Genomic DNA, 21,823 nt, shown 5'->3' with positions numbered 1-21,823 from the left:
GCAGCAGAAGCAGGAGAACCAGATCAAGGCCATCCGCACCTTCATCCAGCAGAAGGTCGACGTGATCGCCTTCTCCCCGGTCGTGGAGTCCGGCTGGGACACGGTGCTGAAGGAGGCCAAGGACGCCGGCATCCCGGTCATCCTGACCGACCGGGCCGTGGACACCAAGGACACCTCCCTCTACAAGACCTTCCTGGGCTCGGACTTCGTCAAGGAGGGCAAGGCCGCGGGGGAGTGGCTGACGGGTGCGTACGCCAACCAGCAGGGTCCGGTCGACATCGTCGAGCTCCAGGGCACCACGGGCTCCGCACCCGCCAACGACCGCAAGGCCGGATTCGGCGAGGCCATCCGGGGCGACGGCAAGTTCAGGATCGTCGCCTCGCAGTCGGGCGAGTTCACGCGCGCCAAGGGCAAGGAGGTCATGCAGGCGTTCCTCAAGTCCCAGAAGCACATCGACGTCCTCTACGCCCACAACGACGACATGGCCCTCGGCGCCATCCAGGCCATCGAGGAGTCCGGCAAGAAGCCCGGTACGGACATCAAGGTGATCTCGGTGGACGGGATCAAGGACGCCTTCGTCGCGATGACCGAGGGCAAGATCAACGTCGTGGTGGAGTGCAACCCGCTCCTCGGCGACCAGCTGATGGACCTGGCCAAGAAGGTCGTCGCGGGCGAGAGCGTGCCCGCCCGGGTCGAAACCGAGGAGGGCGTGTTCCCGCAGGACAAGGCCGCGGCCGCACTGCCTTCCCGCAAGTACTGACGGGCGGCGGCCCCCGCCGCCGCTGGACTCCCGGCGGGCCCGGCCGTCCCCTGCCGATCCCGCCGGCCCGCGAGGCCGGCGACCGAGCCCGCACCACCCCCACACGAGAGGAGGGCGGATGACACCTCCGTCCACGCAGCCGCCCACGGGCACCGGCGGCCCGCGGCCGGTCCTGGAAGCCCACGGCATCCGCAAGCGGTTCCCGGGCGTACTCGCCCTCGACGGAGTCGCCCTGCGGCTCTTCCCCGGCGAGGTGCACGCCCTGATGGGCGAGAACGGCGCCGGGAAGTCCACCTTGATCAAGGTGCTCACCGGTGTCCACCCCGCCGACGGCGGCACCGTCCTCGTGGACGGCCGCCCCCACGCGTTCACGGACCCCCTCCAGGCGCAACGGGCCGGAATCAGCACCGTCTACCAGGAGGTCAACCTCTGCCCCAACCTCTCCGTCGCCGAGAACATCCTCATCGGGCGCGAACCGCGCCGGTTCGGTCTCGTCCGCTGGTCCGAGATGCGGCGGCGGGCGGCCGAGCTGCTGACCGAGCTGGAGCTCGACCTGGACGTCGCCGGCCCGCTCGACGCGCATTCCCTGGCGGTACAGCAACTCGTCGCCATCGTCCGGGCGGTCGACGTCTCGGCGAAGGTGCTCGTGCTGGACGAACCCACCTCCAGCCTGGACCGCGAGGAGGTGGCCCAGCTCTTCAGGCTGGTGCGGCGCCTCAGGGACCGCGGTGTGGCCATCCTGTTCGTCACGCACTTCCTGGACCAGGTGTTCGACCTCTGTGACCGGGTCACCGTCCTGCGGGGCGGCCGGCTGGAAGGCGAGTACCCCATCGCCGAGCTCACCCCCGTGACGCTCGTCCAGCGGATGATCGGCGGAGAACTGGCCACCCTGGACCAGCTGTCGGACCGTGCCCACGGACCCGGGGCCGGGCGGGCGGCCGGCGAGCCGTTCCTCCGGGCCCGACGGCTGACCCGTACCGGCTCGATCGAACCCTACGACCTCGACATCCACGCCGGCGAGGTCATCGGACTGGCCGGCCTGCTGGGCTCGGGCCGCACCGAGGCGGCGCGCCTGCTGTTCGGCGCTGACAGCGCGGACGCCGGAGAGGTGAGCATCGAGGGCCGGAAGGCGCTCCTGCGCAGCCCCCGCCACGCCATCGCCCGGGGCATCGCCTTCTGCTCCGAGAACCGCAAGTCCGAGGGCCTGGTGGGCGAGCTCACGGTCCGCGAGAACATCATCCTCGCCCTGCAGGCCGCCCGCGGCTGGACCAGGCCGCTCACCCGTGCGAAGCAGGACGAACTGGCGCGCCACTGGATCGAGGCCCTGGACATCCGTCCCGCCGACCCCGAAGCGCAGGTACGCCACCTCAGCGGGGGCAACCAGCAGAAGGTCCTCCTCGCGCGCTGGCTGCTCACCGAGCCCCGCCTCCTGATCCTCGACGAACCCACCCGGGGCATCGACATCGGGGCCAAGGCCGAGATCCAGAAGCTCGTCGCCCGCCTGGCGGGCGAAGGCACCGCCGTGCTGTTCGTCTCGGCGGAACTCGAAGAGGTCCTTCGCCTGAGCCACCGCATCGCCGTGCTCCGCGACCACCGCATGGTGGCCACCCTGGCCAACGACGACTCCGTCACCCCCGAACGACTCCTGACGACCATCGCCACCGGAACGGACTCATGACCCCCCAGCCCGCCACATCCGGGGCCGCCGGCGGCCCCGGGCGGCGAACGGCCCGCCACCGCCTGCTGTGGCCCGCGCTCGTGCTGCTCGCCCTGCTCCTCGGCAACCTCGCGTTCCACCACGACTTCCTCTCGGTCCGGGTACGTGACGGCCACCTCTACGGCAGCCCCGTCGACATCCTGCGCTTCGGCGCGCCCCTCGTCCTCGTGGCGCTCGGTATGACCCTCGTCATCGCCACCCGGGGCATCGACCTCTCGGTGGGTTCCACCGTCGCCATCGCCGGCGCGCTCGCCTGCGGACACATCTCCACCGCGGCGCGTCCCGGCAGCGTCGCCACCACGCTCACCGCCGTCGCCCTCGCGCTCGGGGTCGCCCTGGTGCTGGGCCTGGCCAACGGACTGCTGGTGTCCGGTCTGCGGGTGCAGCCCATCGTGGCCACCCTGATCCTCATGGTCGCGGGCCGCGGCGTCGCCCAGCTGATCACCGACGGCCAGATCATCACGGTGACCAGCGCCCCCTACAAGATGATCGGCGGCGGCTACTGGCTGCTCCTCCCGTTCGCCGTCCTGCTGGCCGCCGTCCTCGTCGCGCTCACCGCCTTCGTCACCCGCCGCAGCGCCCTCGGCATGCTGATCGAGTCCGTCGGCGGCAATCCCACCGCCAGCCGCCTGGTGGGCATCCGGGCCGGTGGCCTGCTCGCCCTGGTCTACGTCTTCAGTGCCCTGTGCGCCGCCGTCGCCGGGCTGATGATCAGTTCGAACGTCTCCAGCGCCGACGGCAACAACGCCGGCCTGTGGATCGAGCTCGACGCGATCCTCGCCGTCGTGGTCGGCGGGACCGCCCTGACCGGAGGGCGCTTCTCCCTCGGCGGGACGGTCCTGGGCGCCCTGATCATCCAGACCCTGTCCACCACCGTCTACACCCTCGGCGTCCCTCCCGAGACCACCCTCGTCTTCAAGGCCTTCGTCGTCGTCATCGTCTGCCTCGTGCAGTCCCCGGCCTTCCGGGCGAGGGTCGTGCGCCGCCGGGCGACCACCCCCCGATCCGCCGCCACGGCGGGCACCACCCCGCAGGAGCAGGAGGTCCGAGCATGAGTACCGGCACCGTGAACGCCGCCGCGCGGACGGCCCGCTCCTTCGCGACCGTTTCCCCGCGCGCCCGGACCCGTATCCCACTGGTCGTCACCGCGGTCCTGCTGGTCGTCATGTTCGGCGTCGGATCCGTGCGCTACGAGGGCTTCCTCTCCGCACAGGTCGTGCTGAACCTGCTGATCGACAACGGATTCCTGCTGGTCGTCGCGGTCGGCGCGACCTTCGTCATCCTCACCGGGGGCATCGATCTGTCCATCGGCTCCATGGTGGCCCTCTCGACCATGATCACGGCCTGGCTGGTCGAGTCGCACGGCTGGCCCCTGGCCGCCGTGATCCCCCTGGTCCTCCTGGTCGGCGCCGGGAGCGGGGCGCTCATGGGCTGGATCATCCACACCTTCGAGATCCAGCCGTTCATCGTCACCCTGGCCGGCATGTTCCTCGCCCGGGGGCTCTGCTACACGATCAGCACCGAATCCATCACGATCAACGATCCCGTCACCGCGGGAGTCGCCCAGACCAGGCTCTACGGCCCGGGCGGACTGTTCGTCTCGGTCCCCGTGCTCATCGCGCTGGCCGTTCTGGTGACCGCCTTCGTCGTCCTGCACCACACCCGCTTCGGCCGCAACGTGTACGCGCTGGGAGGCAGCGAATCCTCGGCACGCCTGATGGGTCTGCCGACGGGCACCACGAAGATCGCCGTGTACGGCGTCAGCGGCCTGTGCTCCGCGCTCGGCGGCGTGCTGCTGACCTTCTACACGCTCTCCGGCTACGCCCTCCACGCCATGGGCATGGAACTCGACGCGATCGCCGCCGCCGTGATCGGCGGCACCCTGCTGACCGGAGGGTCCGGCTTCGTCCTGGGCACCGCGCTCGGGGTGCTGGTCCTCGGCATGATCCAGACGATGGTCAACTTCCAGGGCACCCTCAGCTCCTGGTGGACCAGGATCGTCATCGGTGCCCTGCTGCTCGTGTTCATCGTGCTGCAACGCCTGATGGGGGGCCGCCGGGCCGCCGCGCGCTGACGGCGGTCCGCGGGCGGCGCCTCCCGGGGGTCGGCGCCGCGACCGTGTACGCCGTCCGGTGCCGGGGGGCTCCGGAGGGTTCCGCGACCGCTGCACCTGCCCTCCGGGCAGGCCCGGCTCCTCGCAGGAGGGGCCGGGCACCGGCCGTGCCGGGGGTCATTCGCCGGGGAGGGCGATCCTGCGGGCGGTGCTGGCGCGCACGATGAGCTCGGGGACCACCACCAGGTGCGTCGGCTCTTCGGCCCGGCCCTCGATGTGGTCCAGGAGCAGTCCGATGCTGTCGCGGCCGAGCGAGGCGAAGTCCTGGCGGATCGTCGTGAGCGGAGGCGGGAAGAACTCGGCCTCGGGGATGTCGTCGAAGCCGGCGACCGCCACGTCCTCGGGCGTGCGCAGGCCGGCTTCCCGCAAGGCCCGCAGGACGCCGAGGGCCATCTGGTCGTTGGCGACGAACACCGCCGTGAGCCCCGCTCCCCCTCCTCGTGACGCCCGGACCCGCCCCGCGAGCTGCTGGCCGGCCTGGTATCCCGAAAGGGGGCTCCAGTCGCCGCGCAGCAGGGGCGGCACCTCGGCTCCGGCGTCCCGCAGCGCGTCCTCCCACCCCTGGGTGCGGGCCTCGCTCTCCAGCCAGTCGGAGGGGCCCGCGACATGCCACACGGTGGAGTGGCCCGAGGCGAGGAGGTGTTCCGTGATCATGCGGGCGCCGAGGTTCTGGTCCAGCGACACCCCGGGCAGGGCCAGGGTGTGGCCGCCTTCCACGGTGACCACCGGGCACGGTGCCTCCAGCGCCGCCAGGGCCCGCACCGCGGCGCGCTGCGGGGTGACGGCGACGATCCCCTCCACCCCCCAGCCGGCGAGGTGCTGCATGGCCTCGGCGAGGGCCGTCTGCGTGGCCGTCCGCAGCGTGACGGCGGACGTCAGATAGCCGCGGTCGCGAGCCGCCTCCTGAACCCCCGCCACGGTGCTGGCGGGCCCGTGCAGGGTGGTGTTCACCGCGATGACGCCCAGCGTGTGGGTCCGGCGCGTGGCCAGGGCCCGGGCCGCCGAGTTCCGCCGGTAGCCCAGCTGCTCGATGACCTGTGTCACCGCGGCCCGGGTCTTGGCGCTGACGTTCGGGTGGTCGCTGAGCACCCGTGAAACGGTCTGGTGGGACACGCCTGCGACGCGCGCGACGTCCGTCATCGTGGGCGCTCGCGAGACGTCCGGGAGCTGGGTCAACTCTCTTCCTTTCCTCATCGAGCGGCCTTCCCTCAAGGTACCGAACCGGCCGCGGCCCGCACACATCCCGGGCCCGCCGTGCGGGGTCGGCGAAGTATCGATGTTGGCGCTCACATTATGCAGCCTTCATCGGAGGGTGTGAGCGGGAATCTCCTCGCAATCTCTTGAGCTTTTCGCTTGTTAGCGTTCACAATCTGGAGCGGCAGCAACCGCAGCGTAGCCGCGGTGCCGACGCGTCCCGCGATCGGTCCAGTGGCGGAAAGACGGTGAGAGCGCAGTGAGCGAGACCGATCTCAGGGAGCTCCGCCGCGAGGTCCTCGCGGCCAACCTCCGGATCCCCGACGCCGGGCTGGCCACCCTCACCTGGGGGAACGTCAGCGGAGTGGACCGGGACGCCGGTGTCTTCGTCATCAAGCCCTCCGGGGTCTCCTACGCCGACCTCACCGAGGAGGACCTGGTCGTGGTGGCGCTGGAGGACGGCAGGGTCGTCGACGGGCGCCTCAGGCCGTCCACCGACACCGAAACCCACCGGTGCCTCTACCGGGCGTTCCCCTCCATCGGGGGCGTCACCCACACGCACTCGGCGCACGCCGTCGCCTTCGCCCAGGCGCGCCGGCCGATCCCGGTGTTCGGCACCACGCACGCCGACACCTTCAACGGGCCCGTCCCCGTGACGGAGGACCTCACCGCCGAGCAGTGCGCGAAGGACTACGAGTACAACACCGGCCAGGTGATCGTCGCCCGCCTCGGCGGCGATCCCCGGCGGGCCGAAGAGGTCCCCGGAGCGCTCGTCTCCCGGCACGGCCCCTTCACCTGGGGCGCCACCGCGAAGGCCGCACTGGAGAACGCCGTCGTCTGCGAGGCCGTGGCGGAGATGGCGCTGCACACGCTCGCGCTGGGGTTCCGCCTCGGGGGCGTCTCGGACCCGCCGAGGCACCTCCTGGAGCGGCACTTCACCCGTAAGCACGGACCGGACGCCTACTACGGCAACCCGGCCCCCGCGCCGGGGACCTGAGGCCGCGCACCGCCCCGCTACGCGCGGGGAGCGCCACCGCGCCGGCGTGCCGCCGACGTCCGGACGGTACCCGCGCGAAGCGCGGCAGTTCCCGTCCGGGCGGGGAAGTAGGAGCAACTCCCTTTGCCGCAAGGCCACTTGACGGGCCGGTCCGGCTGCTGGCTTGATTGGGAGCGCTCCCACACCCCGCCTAGGAAGGCTCCACCCGTGCCTCCTGTCACCCCCGCGCGCGGCGGGCCCCGCCGCGCGGCCGCCGTACTCGCCGGCTTCGCGCTCGCCGTCGGCGGCCTGTCCACGACCCCCCTGACCGCTCCGGCAGCGGCCGCCCCCGTCGCCGCCGCCGACACGTCCGTCCGGGTCAACCAGCTCGGCTACCTGCCCGACGGCCCCAAGCGGGCCACCGTGGCCGGCGCCGCGACCGCCCCGCTCGGCTGGCAACTGCGCGACGCCGCGGGCACGGTGGTGGCCTCGGGAACCACCACCGTGCGCGGCGCCGACCAGGCGTCCGGACAGTCCACGCACCTGGTGGACTTCGGCGCGTACACCGGCACCGGCTCCGGCTACACCCTGGGCGTCGACGGCCGCACCAGCCACCCGTTCGACATCTCCCCGTCGCTGTACGACTCCCTGCGCGCGGACAGCATGTCGTTCTTCTACCAGCAGCGCAGCGGCATCGCGATCGACGCGGCCCTGGCCGGCGGCAGCGCCTACGCCCGCCCCGCCGGGCACCTGGGCGTCGCCCCGAACAAGGGCGACAGCGACGTCCCCTGCCATGCGGGGGTGTGTGACTACCGCGTGGACGCGCGCGGCGGCTGGTACGACGCCGGCGACCACGGCAAGTACGTCGTCAACGGCGGCATCTCCGTCTGGGAGGTGGTCAACTCCTACGAGAGGGCCCGCCGTTCAGGCGGTGACGCGGCGCTCGGCGATGCGACGCTGCGGGTGCCGGAGCGCGGCAACGGAACGCCGGACGTGCTGGACGAGGCCCGCTGGGAGCTGGAGTTCCTGCTGCGGATGCAGGTCCCGGCCGGCAAGCCGAGGGCAGGGATGGCCTTCCACAAGATGCACGACGCCCGGTGGACCGCCCTGCCGACCCGGCCCGAACTCGACGCCGAGCAGCGCGAGCTGCACAAGCCGTCCACCGCCGCGACACTGAACCTGGCGGCCTCGGCCGCACAGTGCGCCCGGGTGTACGCGCCGTACGACGCCGCGTTCGCCGCGCGCTGCCTGGACGCGGCCCGCCGCGCCTGGACGGCCGCCAGGGCCAACCCGGACGTGCTCGCCCCGGCGAGCGACAACACCGGGGGCGGCGCTTACGAGGACGCCGACGTCTCCGACGAGTTCTACTGGGCGGCGGCGGAGCTCCTGGCCACCACCGGAGAGCCGCAGTACCGGGACGCCGTCACCTCCTCCCCGCACCACGCCAGGCCGGTCGACGGGTTCTGGTGGGGCGGCACGGCCACCCTCGGCCGCATCACCCTCGCCACCGTCCCCGGCGTGGGCCTGCCCACCGACGACATCGCCCGGCTGCGCGCTCTGCTGACCTCCGCCGCCGACGGCCATCTCGCCACCATGGCCGGACAGGGCTACCCGGTGCCGCTCCCGGCCGGCGGGTACGCGTGGGGCTCCAACAGCTCGGTCACCAACAACGCCATGGTGATGGCCGTCGCGTACGAGCTCACCGGCCAACAGCGCTACCGCGCCGGAGCACTGGAGTCGCTGGACTACCTGCTCGGCCGCAACGCGCTCGACCTCTCCTACGTCACCGGCTACGGCGAACGCCACTCCGAGAACCAGCACCACCGGTTCTGGGCGCACCAGAACGACGCCTCGCTGCCCCACCCGCCGGCCGGCTCCCTCGCGGGCGGGCCGAACGCGGCGCTGGAGGACCCGGTGGCCAGGGAGAAGCTCGCGGGGTGCGCGCCGGCGGCGTGCTACGTGGACGACATCGGCTCGTACTCCACCAACGAGGTGGCGATCAACTGGAACGCGTCGCTGGCCTGGCTGGCGGCCTTCGCCGCCGAGCGGCGCGGGGCGCCGGCGGCGCCCTCGGTCCAGGTGGCACCGGCGGCCGTGACGGTCCCGGAGGGCGGTTCGGTTCAGGTGGGCGTACGGCTCTCGGCGGCGCCCGCGCGGGACGTCACGGTGACCGTGGCCCGCAGCTCCGGCGACCAGGACCTGTCGGCGGCCGCGACCCTGGTCTTCACGCCGGTCAACTGGGCGACGGCGCAGCAGGTTGCGGTTGCCGCCGGGCAGGACGCCGACACGTCGTCGGGCACCGCGACGTTCACGGCCGGCGGTCCCGGCGTGCAGGCGGCGACGTTCACGGCGACGGAGGAGGACGACGACACGGCGGCGGCCCCCTGCACGGTGACCTACCGGATCGACAACGCCTGGAGCAACGGATTCACGGCGACCGTGAGCGTGCGGAACACCGGCACCTCGGCGGTCTCCGGGTGGACCCTCGGCTGGAGCTTCGCGGGTGACCAGCGGATCGGCAACGCCTGGAACGCCACGGTGAGCCAGTCGGGCAGCACGGTCACCGCCCGGGACGCCGGTTGGAACGCCACCCTGGAGCCCGGCGGCAGCGCGAGCTTCGGCTTCCAGGCGACGTATTCGGGTACCAACGCGCCCCCGACGCGCTTCACCCTCGCAGGGTCGGTCTGTTCCTGAAGGAACGGTGCCACGGCGAGGGTGTCGCCACCCTCGCCGTGGCCGGCTTCAGCTGCGGGTCCAGCGCTGGTTGCCGCCGTTCGAACAGGAGTGGAGCTGGATCAGGGTGCCGTTGGCGGTGCCGTTGGCCGCGGCGTCCAGGCAGAGCCCGGACTGGACGCCGACGATGGAGCCGTCGGGGTTCAGGCGCCATTTCTGGTTGTCGCCACCCCAGCAGCCGTAGATCTGGACCTTGGTGCCGTTGCCCGTTCCGGCGGCGTCCAGGCACTTGTCTCCGTAGACCCTGAGCTCGCCTGCCGCGGTGTGGGTCCACTGCTGGTTGGTGCGGTTGTTGCAGTCCCACAGGTTGACCTGGGTTCCGTCGGTGGTCACGGCACCGGGCACGTCCAGGCACCGGCCCGAACCTGCGCCCCTGATCGGCCCGGAACCGGGTGAGGGGGCCGGGGTGGAGGAGCCGGCGGCGTTGAGGGCGCCCAGCACGGAGGTGTAGGCGGGCTTCTTGTTGCCGTTGCCGCCGAACAGCAACGGCGACTGCTCCGCTCGCCACGAATCGGTGTCGCGCACCCCCCAGACGGTGATGCCGAGGCAGCGCGGGACGGCCAGGCAGTCGTTGGTCACGTTGGCGTAGGTCGCGGCCGGGGCGCCCTGGACGTCGAGTTCGGTGACGGCCACGTCGACGCCGAGGGCGGCGAAGCTCCGCAGGGTGGTGCGGAAGTTGCTGTCGTAGGGGCTGTCGTTGTTGAAGTGGGACTGGAAGCCGACGCAGTCGATCGGCACGCCGCGCTGCTTGAAGTCCCGGACCATGGAGTACACGGCCTGGGTCTTGGCCCACGTCCAGTTCTCGATGTTGTAGTCGTTGTAGCAGAGCTTGGCGCCGGGGTCGGCGGCACGCGCGGTGCGGAAGGCGACCTCGATCCAGTCGTTTCCGGTGCGCTGCAGGTTGGAATCGCGCCGGGCCCCCGAGGTGCCGTCGGCGAAGGCCTCGTTCACCACGTCCCACTGGACGATCTTGCCCTTGTAGTGGGCCATCACCCCGTTGATGTGGCTGGTCATCGCCTGGCGCAGCGCGCCCCCGCCGAGGTTCTGCATCCAGCCCGGCTGCTGCGAGTGCCAGGCCAGCGTGTGGCCGCGGACCTGCTTGCCGTTGCGCGTCGCCCAGTCGTGGACGCGGTCACCGGCGGAGAAATCGAACCGGCCCTGCTGGGGTTCGGTGGCGTCGATCTTCATCTCGTTCTCGGGCGTCACCGAGTTGAACTCGCGGCCCGCGATCGTGGTGTACGCGGGGTCGCCCAGCCGGCCCGAGGCGATGGCGGCGCCGAAGTAGCGGCCGCTCTGCGCCGCCGCGGCGCCGAGCGTGCCCTCGGCGGCCCGCGCGGTCGGCGGAGCCGCCAGCACGGCGGCCGAACCGAGGACGGCGACGGCGAGGGCCGCGCGCAGACCCGCCGTCTTCCGGCGGACGAGGGGCGGGGCAATGGCGTTCGATCCCATGAATGAGCCTCCAGGGCAGAGAGCAGGGAAGGAAGAGCACGGAAGAAGAGGAGCGCGGCGGAGTGAACCCGCGGGCGGGCTCAGTAGCCGTAGATCATCTTGTAGGCGACCTCCGGAAGGAACTGCCCGGCCGAGGAGCCCGCCCCGACGCCGCAGTTGCCGTCGGACTCGCCGGGGATCTTGATCCACAGCAGCATCTCGGCACCGCCCCCGCGCCGGCTGGGGGTACCGGTCCGGCGGCCCGCGGGGTTGCACCACTGGCCGTTGGAGCCGTTGCCGTTGCGGCTGGTGTCGATGACGAACGGCTTGGTGTAGCCGTAGGAGCGCAGGGCCGAGTTGACGGCGTTGCCGTAGGAGGTGCTCTGGTCGGTGGTGAAGTAGTTGGAGACGTTCAGCGCGAAGCCGTGCGCCCCGTCGACCCCGGCGGCGGCCAGCTGCTGCGCCATTTCCGGGGCGCCGATCCAGCCGGCGTTCCCGGCGTCGAGGTAGACCCAGGTGTTGGGCGCCTTCGTGTGGAACTGGGCGATCGCGTTCTTGAGCATGGCGTTGCGCTCGGCGATCTGGCCGGCCGTCATGCAGCTCTCGTGGCCGAGCGCGTCGGGTTCGAGGATGACGACGGCCGGACGGTTGCCGATGCCGGTGGCGAAGGCGGCGATCCAGCTCTCGTAGGCGGCGCGGCTCCCGGCGCCGCCGCCGGAATGACCGGCGCAGACGTCCCGGTCGGGGATGTTGTACGCGACCAGGACCGGCAGCTTGTCGGCGGAGTCGGCGCGGCCGGTGTAGGAGCCGGCGGCCGTGGCGATGTCACCGCTCCAGTTGCCGAACCAGCGGGCCGCCGGGGTGTTGGCGATGGACGTCCGGATCGCCGCCGCCCGGCCGTCGCCGGGGTTCGCGGCGGTCCACCGCAGGGCGGAGTTGTCGGGGTCGGTGTAGAAGCCGCTGGTCATGGTGGTCGGGTCGGCGGCGTACGCCGGGCCGGCGGGGAGCAGGGCGAGACCGCCGGCGAGGAGACCGGCCAGCAGGGCGGATGCGGCTCGGACGGACTTGCGCATGGTTGGTCCTCCGGTGGGGGAAGGGGGGGAAAGCGCCCCGGCTGCGGGAATGCGCTCTCCCCGGGGCGGGGGCAGTGGGCCGCGCGTCACGTACCCCGGTGTCCGGGCGGTTCCCGCCGGTCCGGGTACGTGATGTCGAACCACGTGAAGTGCGCCTGGCTGGTGGAGGGGCGGCCGTTGGAGGTGGCGTAGAGGCCGAGCTGGACGCTGGTGAACAGCGGGGTGAGGAAGGTGGCTTCGACGGCGGGGAGGTCCTGCCAGGGGCCGCCGGGTGCCGCATGGCCGAAGGTGTGGTGGAAACCGCGGATGCGGACCCCCAGGCGTACGGGGCCCTGGGGGACGGGAACGCGGGCCAGCACCTCGGGCCCGTGGCGGAGGCTGAGCCCTTCCGTGGTGCGGAGGAGCAGGAGATGGGTGTCGTCGTCGAGGACCACGGCGAGGCCCGCCTCTTCGCCGGGTGCGCCGGGGGTGAAGCGCAGTTCCGTGGAGACGTCGCAGTCGGGCTGTTCCTGGGGCCGGGCCAGGAGGGACGGGGTGGTGCGCTCGCCGAGGCGTTCGGGCCGGAGCCGGAGGCGGAGGCCGTCGCCGGTGGTCCAGAACGCTGCCGGTGGGGTGCGCAGGGTGCTCCAGTCGGCGGAGAGGGTGGCGAACGTGTCGTGGAGGGGGCGGCGCGGGCCCGTGTGGCGGACGGGGGAGAACACCGGCCAGCCGTCGTCCCAGGTGATCCGGCTGAGGAAGGTCTCACGGCCGAGCGCGGAGCCCGGCCGGACACCCAGCAGGACGGCCCGCCAGTCGCCGTGCGGGGTCCGGACGAGGTCGGCGTGCCCGGTGCAGGTGACCGGGCCCGCGGCGGGTGGCAGCACCGGGTTCCCGGCGGCGCCCTCGTAGGGGCCGGTCACGTGCTCGGCACGGGCGGCCACCACGCTGTGGTCCACATCGGTGCCGCCCTCGGCGGTGAGCAGGAGATAGGTGCCGTCGATCCGGTAGAGGTGCGGGGCTTCCGACCACCGGGCCCCCGGGCGGCTCCCCGACCACAGGACGTACTCGGGTCCCGTGAGACGTCGTTCGCGGGGAAGGTACTCGCGCATCCAGATCTCGGTGCGGCCGGCGGCCTCGTCCACCACACGGGCGGCGGTGAACCAGGCCCGGACGTCGTTTTCGCCCGGTCCGTCGTCGAAGAACAGCGACGGGTCGAAGCCCTCGCCGTCCAGCCACTGCGGCTGCGACCACGGTCCCGCCGGATCCGTCGCCGTGACGACGAAATGACCGGGACCGTCCATCAGCGTGCAGACGAGATGGAAGAGCCCGTCATGGTGCCGGATCGTCGGTGCGAACAGGCCCCGTGAGGGAGCGCAGCCGGCGAGGTCGAGCTGGGACGCCCGGTCGAGCGCGGATCCGATGCGCCGCCAGGCCACGAGATCACGGCTGTGGAAGACGGGGAGGCCCGGGAACCATTCGAAGCTGGACGTCACCAGGTAGTAGTCCGCTCCCACCCGGCAGACGGACGGGTCGGGCCGGAACCCGGGCAGTACGGGGTCACCGGAGAAGCCATTCATGGAACCGGGACGATCTCGGCCGGCACGGACAGCACCCGGCCGGCGGCCGGATGGCGTACCGGCCCCCGCAGGGTGAAGGAGCCCCGGAGCGGAAGGTCGCCGCTGGACCGTCCGACGGCCACCCCGATCTCCCCGGGCTCCACGCGCCTGCGCAGGTCGAGCCCGGTGAAGGAGGTCCGGTCGGCATGGACGGAGAAGGCGACCCGGGCGGCCGCGCCCGGAGGGAGCTCGACCCGGGCGAATCCGGCGAGCCACTGCTGCGGCCGGACGACGGACGCCACGGGGTCGGAGAGGTACAGCTGGACCACCTCGGTCCCGGCCATCCCGCCGACGTTGCGCACCGTGGCGGAGACGGTGACGGTCCCGTCCGTCGGGGCCTCGGTATCCACGGAGAGCTCCGAGAAGGCGAACCTGGTCCAGCTCAGCCCGTGTCCGAAGGGGAACAGTGGGGTCGGGTCCACCGAACTCCAGTCGGTGCGCCCGCCGAGCCCGGCGTGCAGATAGGTGCCGGGCTGGCCGCCGGCCCGGCGGGGGAGGGAGACGGGCAGCCGTCCGGACGGTTCCGCCGCCCCGCTGATGATCCGGGCCAGCGCCGTCGCTCCCTCCTCCCCGGGGAGGAAGGCCTGTATCACGGCTGACGCGCGCTCGGCCGCCGTACCCAGCGCGTAGGGCCGTCCGGAGACGACGACCAGGACCGTCGGCAGCCCGGAGTCCAGGACGGCGGAGGCCAGCGCGGCCTGGTCGCCGGGCAGGTCGAGGGTCTCGGCGTCGCAGCCCTCTCCGGAGGTGCCCCGGCCGAACAGGCCGGCCCGGTCCCCGAGCACCAGTACGTTCACGTCCGGGTCGTCCGCGGTGACCGTGAACCCGGCGGCGCCGAGCGCTTCACCGAGCGTGGGGATCTCCAGCCCGGGCTCGCCGGGAGCCGCGACGTGGTTGGGGAAGGCGTAGCAGCCGAGGAAGGAGCGGGGTTCGTCGGCGTGCGGCCCGTGGACCGCGACCCGGCAGGGCCGCAGCGGCAGGGTGCCGTCATTGGCGAGCAGCACGGTGGACCGTTCGGCCATGAGCCTGGCCAGGGCCCGGTTCTCCGGCGGGTCGAGGTCGACCGCCTCGGGCGCGGCGGGTTCCCAGTCCGGGTCGAGCAGGCCGAGTTCTGCCTTCTGGAGCAGGACCCGCCGCGCGGCCCGGTCGACGAGCTCCTCCGGTACGCTCCCCGACCGCACGAGTGCGGTCAGCGGCTCGCCGTAGCAGCGGGCCGTGGGCAGTTCGACGTCGATCCCGGCGGTCAGCGCCAGCGCGCCGGCGGCGCCCCGTGAACCGGTGACGCCGTGCCGGGTCTCCAGGAAGGAGACGGCGTAGTAGTCGGCGACGATCACACCGGTGAAGCCGAGTCCGCCCCTGAGCAGCCCGGTCAGCAGCCGTTCGTCGGCGGCCACCGGGACGCCGTCCACGTCGGTGTAGCTGTTCATCACCGACCGGGCGCCTCCCTCGCGCAGCGCCCGTACGAAAGGCTCGACCAGCACGTCCGCGAACTCGCGCGGCCCCACCGCGACGGGGGCCATGTTCCGGCCGCCCTGCGAGGCCGAGTACCCGGCGAAGTGCTTGAGCGTCGCCACGATCCCAGCGCCTTCCAGGCCCTGTACGTAGGCGGTGCCGATCGCTCCGACGAGAAAGGGGTCCTCGCCGATGCACTCCTCGGTCCTGCCCCACCGGTAGTCGCGGACCACGTCGAGGACCGGAGCCAGGCCCTGGTGGACACCGGCCCGCCGCATCCCCGTACCGATCGCGGCGGCCATCCGGCGCACGAGCCCGGGATCGAAGGACGCGCCCCAGGCGAGCGGCGTGGGGAAGACGGTCGCCCCCCACGTCATGAACCCGGTCAGGCACTCCTCGTGGACGACCGCCGGGATCCCGAAGCGGCCCGACGCGGTCACCTCGCGCTGGAGCGAGGCGAGCCGCTCCATCCCGGCCTTCGTGGTGGTCGGAGCGGTGCCGAACACCCGGGTGAGCTGGCCGAGTCCGTGGGCGGCGAGGTGGTCGAGCCCGGGGGCGGCCTCGCCGGAGTCGTCCTCCACGGGCGCCACCGGTGCCCCCGGATCCGAGGGCCGCGCCCAGAACGCGGTGAGCTGGCCGGCCTTCTCTTCGAGTGTCATCCGTTCCAGCAGATCGGCGACGCGCACGGACACGGGCAGCAGGGGGTCGCGCCAGGGCTCGGTCAAGGAGTTCTCCTAGAGACGGGGCGGGGCGGTGGAGAGGCGGACCTTGAGCTCGGTCGAGAGCTCCATCCGGGGGCTGACCAGAGGCTGGCCGTCCAGCAGCTGGAACAGTGTGCGGGCGGCGAGCCGGCCCATCTCCTCCAGCGGCTGGCGCACCGTCGTCAGCGGCGGCGACAGCCATCCGCACATCGGCAGGTCGTCGAAGCCGACCACGCTGAGGTCTCCCGGGACGCTCAGTCCGCCTTGCCGGGCCGCTTCGTAGACGCCCATCGCCTGCTGGTCGCTACCGGCGAAGACGGCGGTCGGCGGCTCGGGGAGGGCGAGCAGTTCCCGGGCGCACCGGAACCCGCCCTCGTGCTGGAAGTCACCGAACCGGATCAGGTCACGGCGGACCTCGATCCCGGCCCGCTCCAGCGCGGCACGGTACCCGTCGATGCGGGCCTGGCTGCAGAGCATCTCCTTGCGCCCGCCGATCGCGGCGATCCGGCGGTGCCCGAGTTCCAGCAGGTGCTCCGTGGCCGCGAGGCCGCCCGCCCAGTTGGTCGCGCCGATGCTCGGCACTCCGTTGCCCGGCAGGTCGATCGGGTCGATGACGACCAGCGCCACCCCGGCCTGTTCGATCTGGGCGCGCTGGGCCCGGGTGACCGAGGCGGTGACGAGGATGACGCCGTCGCTGTGGTGCAGGACCGGCAGTGCGGCCCAGCTCGACGGTGTCGCCTCGCCCGGCGGGACGAGCGACACGACGGTGCCGACGCTGCGCTGGGCGCATTCGGCTTCGACGCCGCGCAGGATCTCAACCGCCCACGCGCTGTCCAGACCGCCGATGATCAGGTCGACCAGGCCCGATCTGCGCGCCCTGCCCTGCCGCTGCCCGGGGTGGAGGTAGTGGTGGGACCGCAGCAGGCCCTCGATCCGTTCGCGTGTCGAAGCCGCGACATCGGCGCGGCCGTTGAGCACCTTGGACACCGTGGCCTGGGAGACCCCGGCCTCGGCGGCGATGACGGCCAGGGTCGGACGCTGCTCGCTCAACTTCTCTCCTCCGCGCGGACGCCTCGGGCTGTCGACAGGTATCGCAAACTTTCGAGGAGTTTCCGGTCGGTGCGACCCGATTGTCAAGCAGTAAGAGGGCTTCTGTGAAAGGCAATTCGGCGAGAAGGCTTGACCGGAGGGCCCCGTGTTCCTAGTTTGTGGCAGCGCTAATTCGAGAAAGTTACGAAACATTTCGAACTCGAACCGGCTTTCCTCACCCCGGAGGTCCTATGGCGAGCACACCCCCGAGCCGACGGAGTTTCCTCGCGCTCTCGGGCCTGACCGTTCTGTCCGCCTCGCTCACCGCGGCCTGCGGCGAGGGCGGCTCCGCCGGTCCGGTGTCGGCGGCCGACGGCAAGGTGACCTTCGCCTGGTGGAACATCGCCACCACGGAACCGGGCAAGTCCCTGTTCCCGCAGCTGTCCACGGCGTTCACGGCCACCCACCCGGACATCGCGATCAAGACGACCTCGTTGGAGAACGAGGCGTTCAAGTCCAAGCTTGCAGCGGTCACTTCGTCGGGACGGCTGCCCGACGTCTTCCAGACCTGGGGAGGCGGCGTGCTGCGGCAGCAAGTCGACGCGGGGCTGGTCGAGGACCTCACCGACGCGTTCGGCTGGGCATCCGACCTCACCCCGGTCTCGCTGCAGGCCTACCAGTTCGAGGGCCGGACCTACGCGGTGCCCTACGACGTCGGCATGGTCGGCTTCTGGTACAACAAGACGCTCTTCGCCAAGGCCGGCATCACCGCTCCGCCGGTCACCTGGGCCGAGTTCCTCGACGACGTCAGGAGGCTCAAGGCGGCGGGCGTCACTCCGATCGCCCTCGCGGGCAAGGAGAAATGGCCGGGTCACTTCTACTGGGCGTACCTCGCGATGCGCGTCGCGGGCCTCCCCGCCCTGGGGCGGGCCGCTGCCGCCAAGGACTTCACCGGCGCGGGTTTCGTCCGGGCGGGCGGCCACCTCAAGGAACTCGTCGGCCTCCAGCCGTTCCAGCCGGGCTTCCTCGGCGCCGGCTACTCCACTCCCGGCGGCCAGGCCGCGACCATGGGCAACGGCAAGGCGGCCATGGAGCTGATGGGCCAGTGGGCGCCGTCGGTCCAGAAGGACGCGGGCGCGGACCTCGGAGCGGACCTGGGCTTCTTCCCCTTCCCGACGGTCGACGGCGGCGCCGGCCGGGCCACCGAGGTGTTGGGCGGTGGCGGCGGTTTCGCACTGCGCAAGGGCGCGCCGAAGGAGGCGCTGGACTTCCTGAAGTTCTTCGTCCTGGAGAACCAGTCCAGGCTGCTGGCCTCCGACGGCTACCTGCCCGTGGTCAAAGGCGCGGAGAGCGGGCTCACCCACGCCAACCGGAGGGCGGTGGCCGACACCCTGGCCCGGGCGACGGGCTTCCAGCTCTTCCTCGACCAGGCCTACCCGCCGGCGGTCGGCCAGGAAGTCAACGACAGCGTGGCCGACCTCATCGCGGGCGAGAAGAGCCCCGAGCAGGTCACCCGGTCGATCACCGCGGCGGCCAAAAGTGCCTGAACCGGTGTCCACCTCGCCCCGGGCACGGGTGCGGGACGCCGCGCCGACGGGACCGCCCGGTCCGGCACGCCCGGGTCCGCGCGGGTTGCGGAGCTGGGCGTCGGTGACCTGGTTCCTGGTCCCGGCTCTGGTCCTCTTCCTCGTCTTCGTCCTCGCCCCGATCGCCGTGGCCGTCTACACGGGCCTCTTCAAGTGGAGCGGGACCGGCCCCGTCGACGACTTCGTCGGCCTGGGGAACTACGCCAGGCTGTTCCACGACCGGGTCTTCCTCGGGGACCTGGAGCGGGGGCTGTACCTGATTGCCCTGTCGATCACGGTGCAGTTGCCCTTCGCGCTGTTCACGGCCGTCCTGCTCAACCAGAGGCTGCGCGGGCGGGCCGTCTACCGGATGCTGTTCTTCGCGCCGTACGTCCTGTCCGAAGTGGTCACGGCGGTCCTCTTCACGATGGTCTTCCTCCCCGGGGCCGGCATGGCCGACCACATCGCAGGCGCCTTCGGCCTGGAGGGGTTGCGGGGGAAGTGGCTCGCCGATCCCTCGACGGTCATGCCGACCCTGTTCGTGGTCATGACCTGGAAGTACTTCGGCTTCCACATGATGCTCTTCCTCGCCGGCCTGCAGAGCATCCCGGGAGAGGTCCTCGAGGCCGCCTCCATCGACGGTGCCGGCCTCTGGCAGCGTTTCCGGCACGTGACGCTGCCGCTGCTCGGCCCGACGATCCGGATCAGCGTCTTCCTCTCGATCATCGGAGCCATCCAGCTCTTCGACCTCGTGTGGGTCATGACCGCGGGCGGACCCAACCACTCCTCCGAGACGATGGCGATCTCGATGTTCCAGTTCGGGTTCAAGCGCTACCAGGTCGGCTATGCCAGTGCGATCAGCGTGGTGCTGTTCATGATCAGCCTGGTCTTCTCCCTCTTCTACCAGCGGTACGTGCTCCGCCGGGACCTGAGCGGCGCCGTCACCTCGGGAGGCGGCTGATGACGGCCCGCAGGACGGCACGCTCTCTCTCCCTGCACGCCGTGGTCTGGCTGATCGGCGCGTTCGTCGCCGTGCCGCTCCTCTACGCGGTGGTCTCCGGGTTCAAGAGCACCGGCGAGCTGACGACCAACCCGTTCGGAGTGCCCGAGCGGTGGAAGGCCGGCAACTACACCGGCATCCTCGGCGACGGCATGTTCTGGCGGCAGATCGCCAACAGCGCGGGCATCGCGATCGGCACGACGTGCTGCACGGTGGCGGCGTCCGCGATGGCGGCGTTCGTGCTGGCCCGCTACGCCTTCCGGGGCAGGGAGCTCTTCTACACGCTGTTCACGATCGGGCTGATGTTCCCGTTCTCGGTGGCCGTCCTGCCGTTGTTCCTGCTGCTGCGGACCTTCGGCCTGCTGGACAACCCGCTCGGAGTGATCCTCCCGCAGGCGGCCTTCGGGCTCCCCACGACGATCATCATTCTGCGGGGCTTCTTCCGGACCGTTCCGCCGGAGGTCGAGGAGGCGGCCGTCATGGACGGCTGCGGCAAGTTCCGCTTCTTCTGGCGGATCCTGCTTCCGATGGCGCGTCCGGCGCTCGGCACGGTGTCCGTGCTGGCGGTCGTCGCGAGCTGGAACAACTTCTTCCTGCCGCTGCTGGTGCTCGACGGCCCGACATGGCAGACGGTCCCGGTCGGAGTCCAGCAGTTCCAGGGCCAGTACTCCACCGACTACGCGCTCGTCCTCGCCTACGTCGTGCTCGCCATGGTCCCCGCCCTCGCGTTCTACGCCGTCGCCGAGCGGCAGTTGATCGGCGGCCTCACCGCGGGCGCCACCAAGGGCTGACCCGTCCGCAGGTGACCTCCCCTCCCGAGGAGCCGCAGTGAAGCGGACGGGGGGACCGGCCACCACAAAATTGTTAGCGCTAACATCACCCGTCCGCCGGAGGGTCCGGCGGCCGCAGACCCCTCTCGTCACCTCTGGCCCCCGCCCACGAAGGAGCTCTCCGATGCGCTTCCGCCATCCGTTCCCAGCCCACCTGACACGACGCCTGCTCGCCCTGCTGGCGCCCTTGCTGCTCCTGACCGCGTTCCTCGGCGCGCAGCCCGCCGGCGCGGCGCCGGCCGTCGACCCCAACGCCTCGTACGCGCTGGTCAACCGCAACAGCGGCAAGGCCCTGGACGTCTACAACCTGGCAACGGGCGACGGGGCCCGGATCACCCAGTGGACCAGGAACGACCAGAACCAGCAGCTGTGGCGGTTCGTCGACTCAGGGGGCGGCTACTACCGCATCACGTCCCGTCACTCCGGCAAGGTGCTGGACGTCCGGGACGGGTCCACCGCGAACGGCGCCCCGATCGTGCAGTGGACCGACGCGAACGGCACCAACCAGCAGTGGCGGCTCGCCGACAGCCCCGACGGCTACGTGCGGCTCATCGCGCGCCACAGCAACAAGGCCCTCGAAGTGCAGGGCGGCTCCACCGCCGACAACGCGAACGTCGTCCAGTACGACGACTGGGGCGGCACCAACCAGCAGTGGCAGCTCGTCCGGGTCGGCGGCGGCACCCCCGGCACGTGCAGTCTCCCGTCGTCGTACCGCTGGACGTCGACCGGTCCGCTGGCGCAGCCCAAGCCGGGGTGGGCCTCGCTCAAGGACTTCACCGTCGCGCCCTACAACGGCCGGCAGCTCGTCTACGCGACGACGCACGACACGGGGTCGAGCTGGGGCTCGATGAACTTCGGCCCGTTCGCCAACTGGTCGGAGATGGCCTCGGCCGCCCAGAACGGGATGTCCTCCTCCGCGGTCGCGCCCACGCTCTTCTACTTCGCCCCGAAGAACATCTGGGTGCTCGCCTACCAGTGGGGCAGGACCGCGTTCTCCTACCGGACGTCGACCGACCCGACCAACCCGAACGGCTGGTCGGCGGAGCAGGAGCTCTTCTCCGGGAGCATCGCCGGGCCGGGAACGGGGCCCATCGACCAGACGCTCATCGGTGACGGGACGAACATGTACCTGTTCTTCGCCGGCGACAACGGCAAGATCTACCGGGCCGCCATGCCGATCGGGAACTTCCCGGGCAGTTTCGGCACGACCTCGACCGTGGTGATGAGCGACACGACGAACAACCTGTTCGAAGCCCCGCAGGTCTACAAGCTCCAGGGCCAGAACCGGTACCTCATGATCGTCGAGGCGATCGGCGCGCAGGGCCGCTACTTCCGCTCGTTCACGGCCACCAGCCTGGACGGTTCCTGGACCCCCCAGGCCGCGACCGAGGGCAACCCCTTCGCCGGCAAGGCCAACAGCGGCGCCGGCTGGACGAACGACATCAGCCACGGCGAACTGATCCGCACCAGCGCCGACCAGACCTTCACCGTCGATCCCTGCAACCTGCAGTTCCTCTACCAGGGGCGCGACCCCAGGGTGGGCGGCGACTACGGCCTGTGGCCCTACCGGCCCGGTCTGCTGACACAGCAGCGCTGACACGGAGGCGGCGGGCCCGGCCGAAGACCGGGCCCGCCTCGCGTGGTATCGCTCGGCCGC

Annotated in this window: 16 protein-coding genes; 10 read left to right on the top strand and 6 right to left on the bottom strand. The window is 71.7% G+C overall.

Going from position 1 to position 21,823, the window contains the following annotated elements; genetic code table 11:
- The 4 genes from SSNG_RS02690 to yjfF all read left to right on the top strand — a co-directional run.
- The coding region (locus tag SSNG_RS02690; RefSeq protein WP_007262250.1) for an ABC transporter substrate-binding protein at positions 1-760 on the top strand (760 nt) is incomplete at its 5' end.
- A gap of 118 nt (positions 761-878) precedes the next feature.
- Positions 879-2,438, top strand: a complete 1,560-nt coding sequence (locus SSNG_RS02685; RefSeq protein ID WP_007262249.1) for a sugar ABC transporter ATP-binding protein — start codon at positions 879-881, stop codon at positions 2,436-2,438.
- Positions 2,435-3,532, top strand: coding sequence for an ABC transporter permease (locus SSNG_RS02680; RefSeq protein WP_007262248.1), 1,098 nt, complete (start codon positions 2,435-2,437; stop codon positions 3,530-3,532). The genes SSNG_RS02685 and SSNG_RS02680 overlap by 4 nt, the downstream gene beginning before the upstream one ends.
- Entirely contained in the window at positions 3,529-4,551 is a 1,023-nt protein-coding gene (yjfF, locus tag SSNG_RS02675; RefSeq protein ID WP_007262247.1) for a galactofuranose ABC transporter, permease protein YjfF, read from the top strand. The genes SSNG_RS02680 and yjfF overlap by 4 nt, the downstream gene beginning before the upstream one ends.
- Positions 4,552-4,707: 156 nt before the next feature.
- Here the strand turns inward: yjfF and SSNG_RS02670 are convergent, their stop codons facing one another.
- On the bottom strand, positions 4,708-5,766 hold the full coding sequence (locus SSNG_RS02670; protein ID WP_042800432.1) for a LacI family DNA-binding transcriptional regulator: 1,059 nt from the start codon (positions 5,764-5,766) through the stop codon (positions 4,708-4,710).
- A 277-nt stretch (positions 5,767-6,043) separates the two neighbouring features.
- Between SSNG_RS02670 and araD the strand changes: the two genes are divergently transcribed.
- A complete protein-coding gene (gene araD / locus SSNG_RS02665; RefSeq protein WP_007262245.1) occupies positions 6,044-6,781 on the top strand; it encodes an L-ribulose-5-phosphate 4-epimerase AraD in 738 nt (245 codons plus the stop codon).
- Positions 6,782-6,988: 207 nt separating this feature from the next.
- Positions 6,989-9,454 (top strand): glycoside hydrolase family 9 protein, encoded by a 2,466-nt coding sequence (locus SSNG_RS02660; RefSeq protein WP_007262244.1) that lies wholly within the window; start codon positions 6,989-6,991, stop codon positions 9,452-9,454.
- Positions 9,455-9,502: 48 nt separating this feature from the next.
- Here SSNG_RS02660 and SSNG_RS02655 read toward each other — a convergent pair whose 3' ends face one another.
- The 5 genes from SSNG_RS02655 to SSNG_RS02635 all read right to left on the bottom strand — a co-directional run bounded on the left by SSNG_RS02655 (position 9,503) and on the right by SSNG_RS02635 (position 16,792).
- A complete protein-coding gene (locus SSNG_RS02655) occupies positions 9,503-10,942 on the bottom strand; it encodes an endo-1,4-beta-xylanase (RefSeq protein ID WP_007262243.1) in 1,440 nt (479 codons plus the stop codon).
- An 80-nt stretch (positions 10,943-11,022) separates the two neighbouring features.
- Positions 11,023-11,994: a glycoside hydrolase family 6 protein gene (locus SSNG_RS02650; protein WP_042800431.1), complete on the bottom strand. Its 972-nt coding sequence runs from the start codon at positions 11,992-11,994 to the stop codon at positions 11,023-11,025.
- Between the two features lie 86 nt (positions 11,995-12,080).
- Positions 12,081-13,550 carry a glycoside hydrolase family 43 protein gene (locus tag SSNG_RS02645; RefSeq protein ID WP_007262241.1) on the bottom strand — a complete coding sequence of 490 codons (1,470 nt, stop codon included), beginning with the start codon at positions 13,548-13,550 and terminating at the stop codon, positions 12,081-12,083.
- Positions 13,547-15,766, bottom strand: coding sequence for a glycoside hydrolase family 3 N-terminal domain-containing protein (locus SSNG_RS02640; protein ID WP_007262240.1), 2,220 nt, complete (start codon positions 15,764-15,766; stop codon positions 13,547-13,549). Before SSNG_RS02640 ends, SSNG_RS02645 begins: the two co-directional genes overlap by 4 nt.
- A gap of 9 nt (positions 15,767-15,775) precedes the next feature.
- A complete protein-coding gene (locus tag SSNG_RS02635; protein WP_007262239.1) occupies positions 15,776-16,792 on the bottom strand; it encodes a LacI family DNA-binding transcriptional regulator in 1,017 nt (338 codons plus the stop codon).
- Between the two features lie 230 nt (positions 16,793-17,022).
- Between SSNG_RS02635 and SSNG_RS02630 the strand changes: the two genes are divergently transcribed.
- From SSNG_RS02630 to SSNG_RS02615, 4 genes are all read left to right on the top strand, one after another.
- Positions 17,023-18,318: an extracellular solute-binding protein gene (locus SSNG_RS02630; protein WP_007262238.1), complete on the top strand. Its 1,296-nt coding sequence runs from the start codon at positions 17,023-17,025 to the stop codon at positions 18,316-18,318.
- 103 nt (positions 18,319-18,421) lie between these two features.
- Positions 18,422-19,297 (top strand): sugar ABC transporter permease, encoded by an 876-nt coding sequence (locus tag SSNG_RS02625; protein WP_241694983.1) that lies wholly within the window; start codon positions 18,422-18,424, stop codon positions 19,295-19,297.
- Positions 19,297-20,127 (top strand): carbohydrate ABC transporter permease, encoded by an 831-nt coding sequence (locus tag SSNG_RS02620; RefSeq protein ID WP_007262236.1) that lies wholly within the window; start codon positions 19,297-19,299, stop codon positions 20,125-20,127. Before SSNG_RS02625 ends, SSNG_RS02620 begins: the two co-directional genes overlap by 1 nt.
- A gap of 163 nt (positions 20,128-20,290) precedes the next feature.
- Entirely contained in the window at positions 20,291-21,763 is a 1,473-nt protein-coding gene (locus SSNG_RS02615; RefSeq protein ID WP_042800430.1) for a non-reducing end alpha-L-arabinofuranosidase family hydrolase, read from the top strand.
- Positions 21,764-21,823: the final 60 nt, after the last annotated feature.

Source organism: Streptomyces sp. C (assembly GCF_000158895.1).
GTDB lineage: Bacteria > Actinomycetota > Actinomycetes > Streptomycetales > Streptomycetaceae > Streptomyces > Streptomyces racemochromogenes.
Note: the sequence above shows the minus strand (reverse complement) of the source record. Positions and strands in the feature narration are given on the sequence as shown.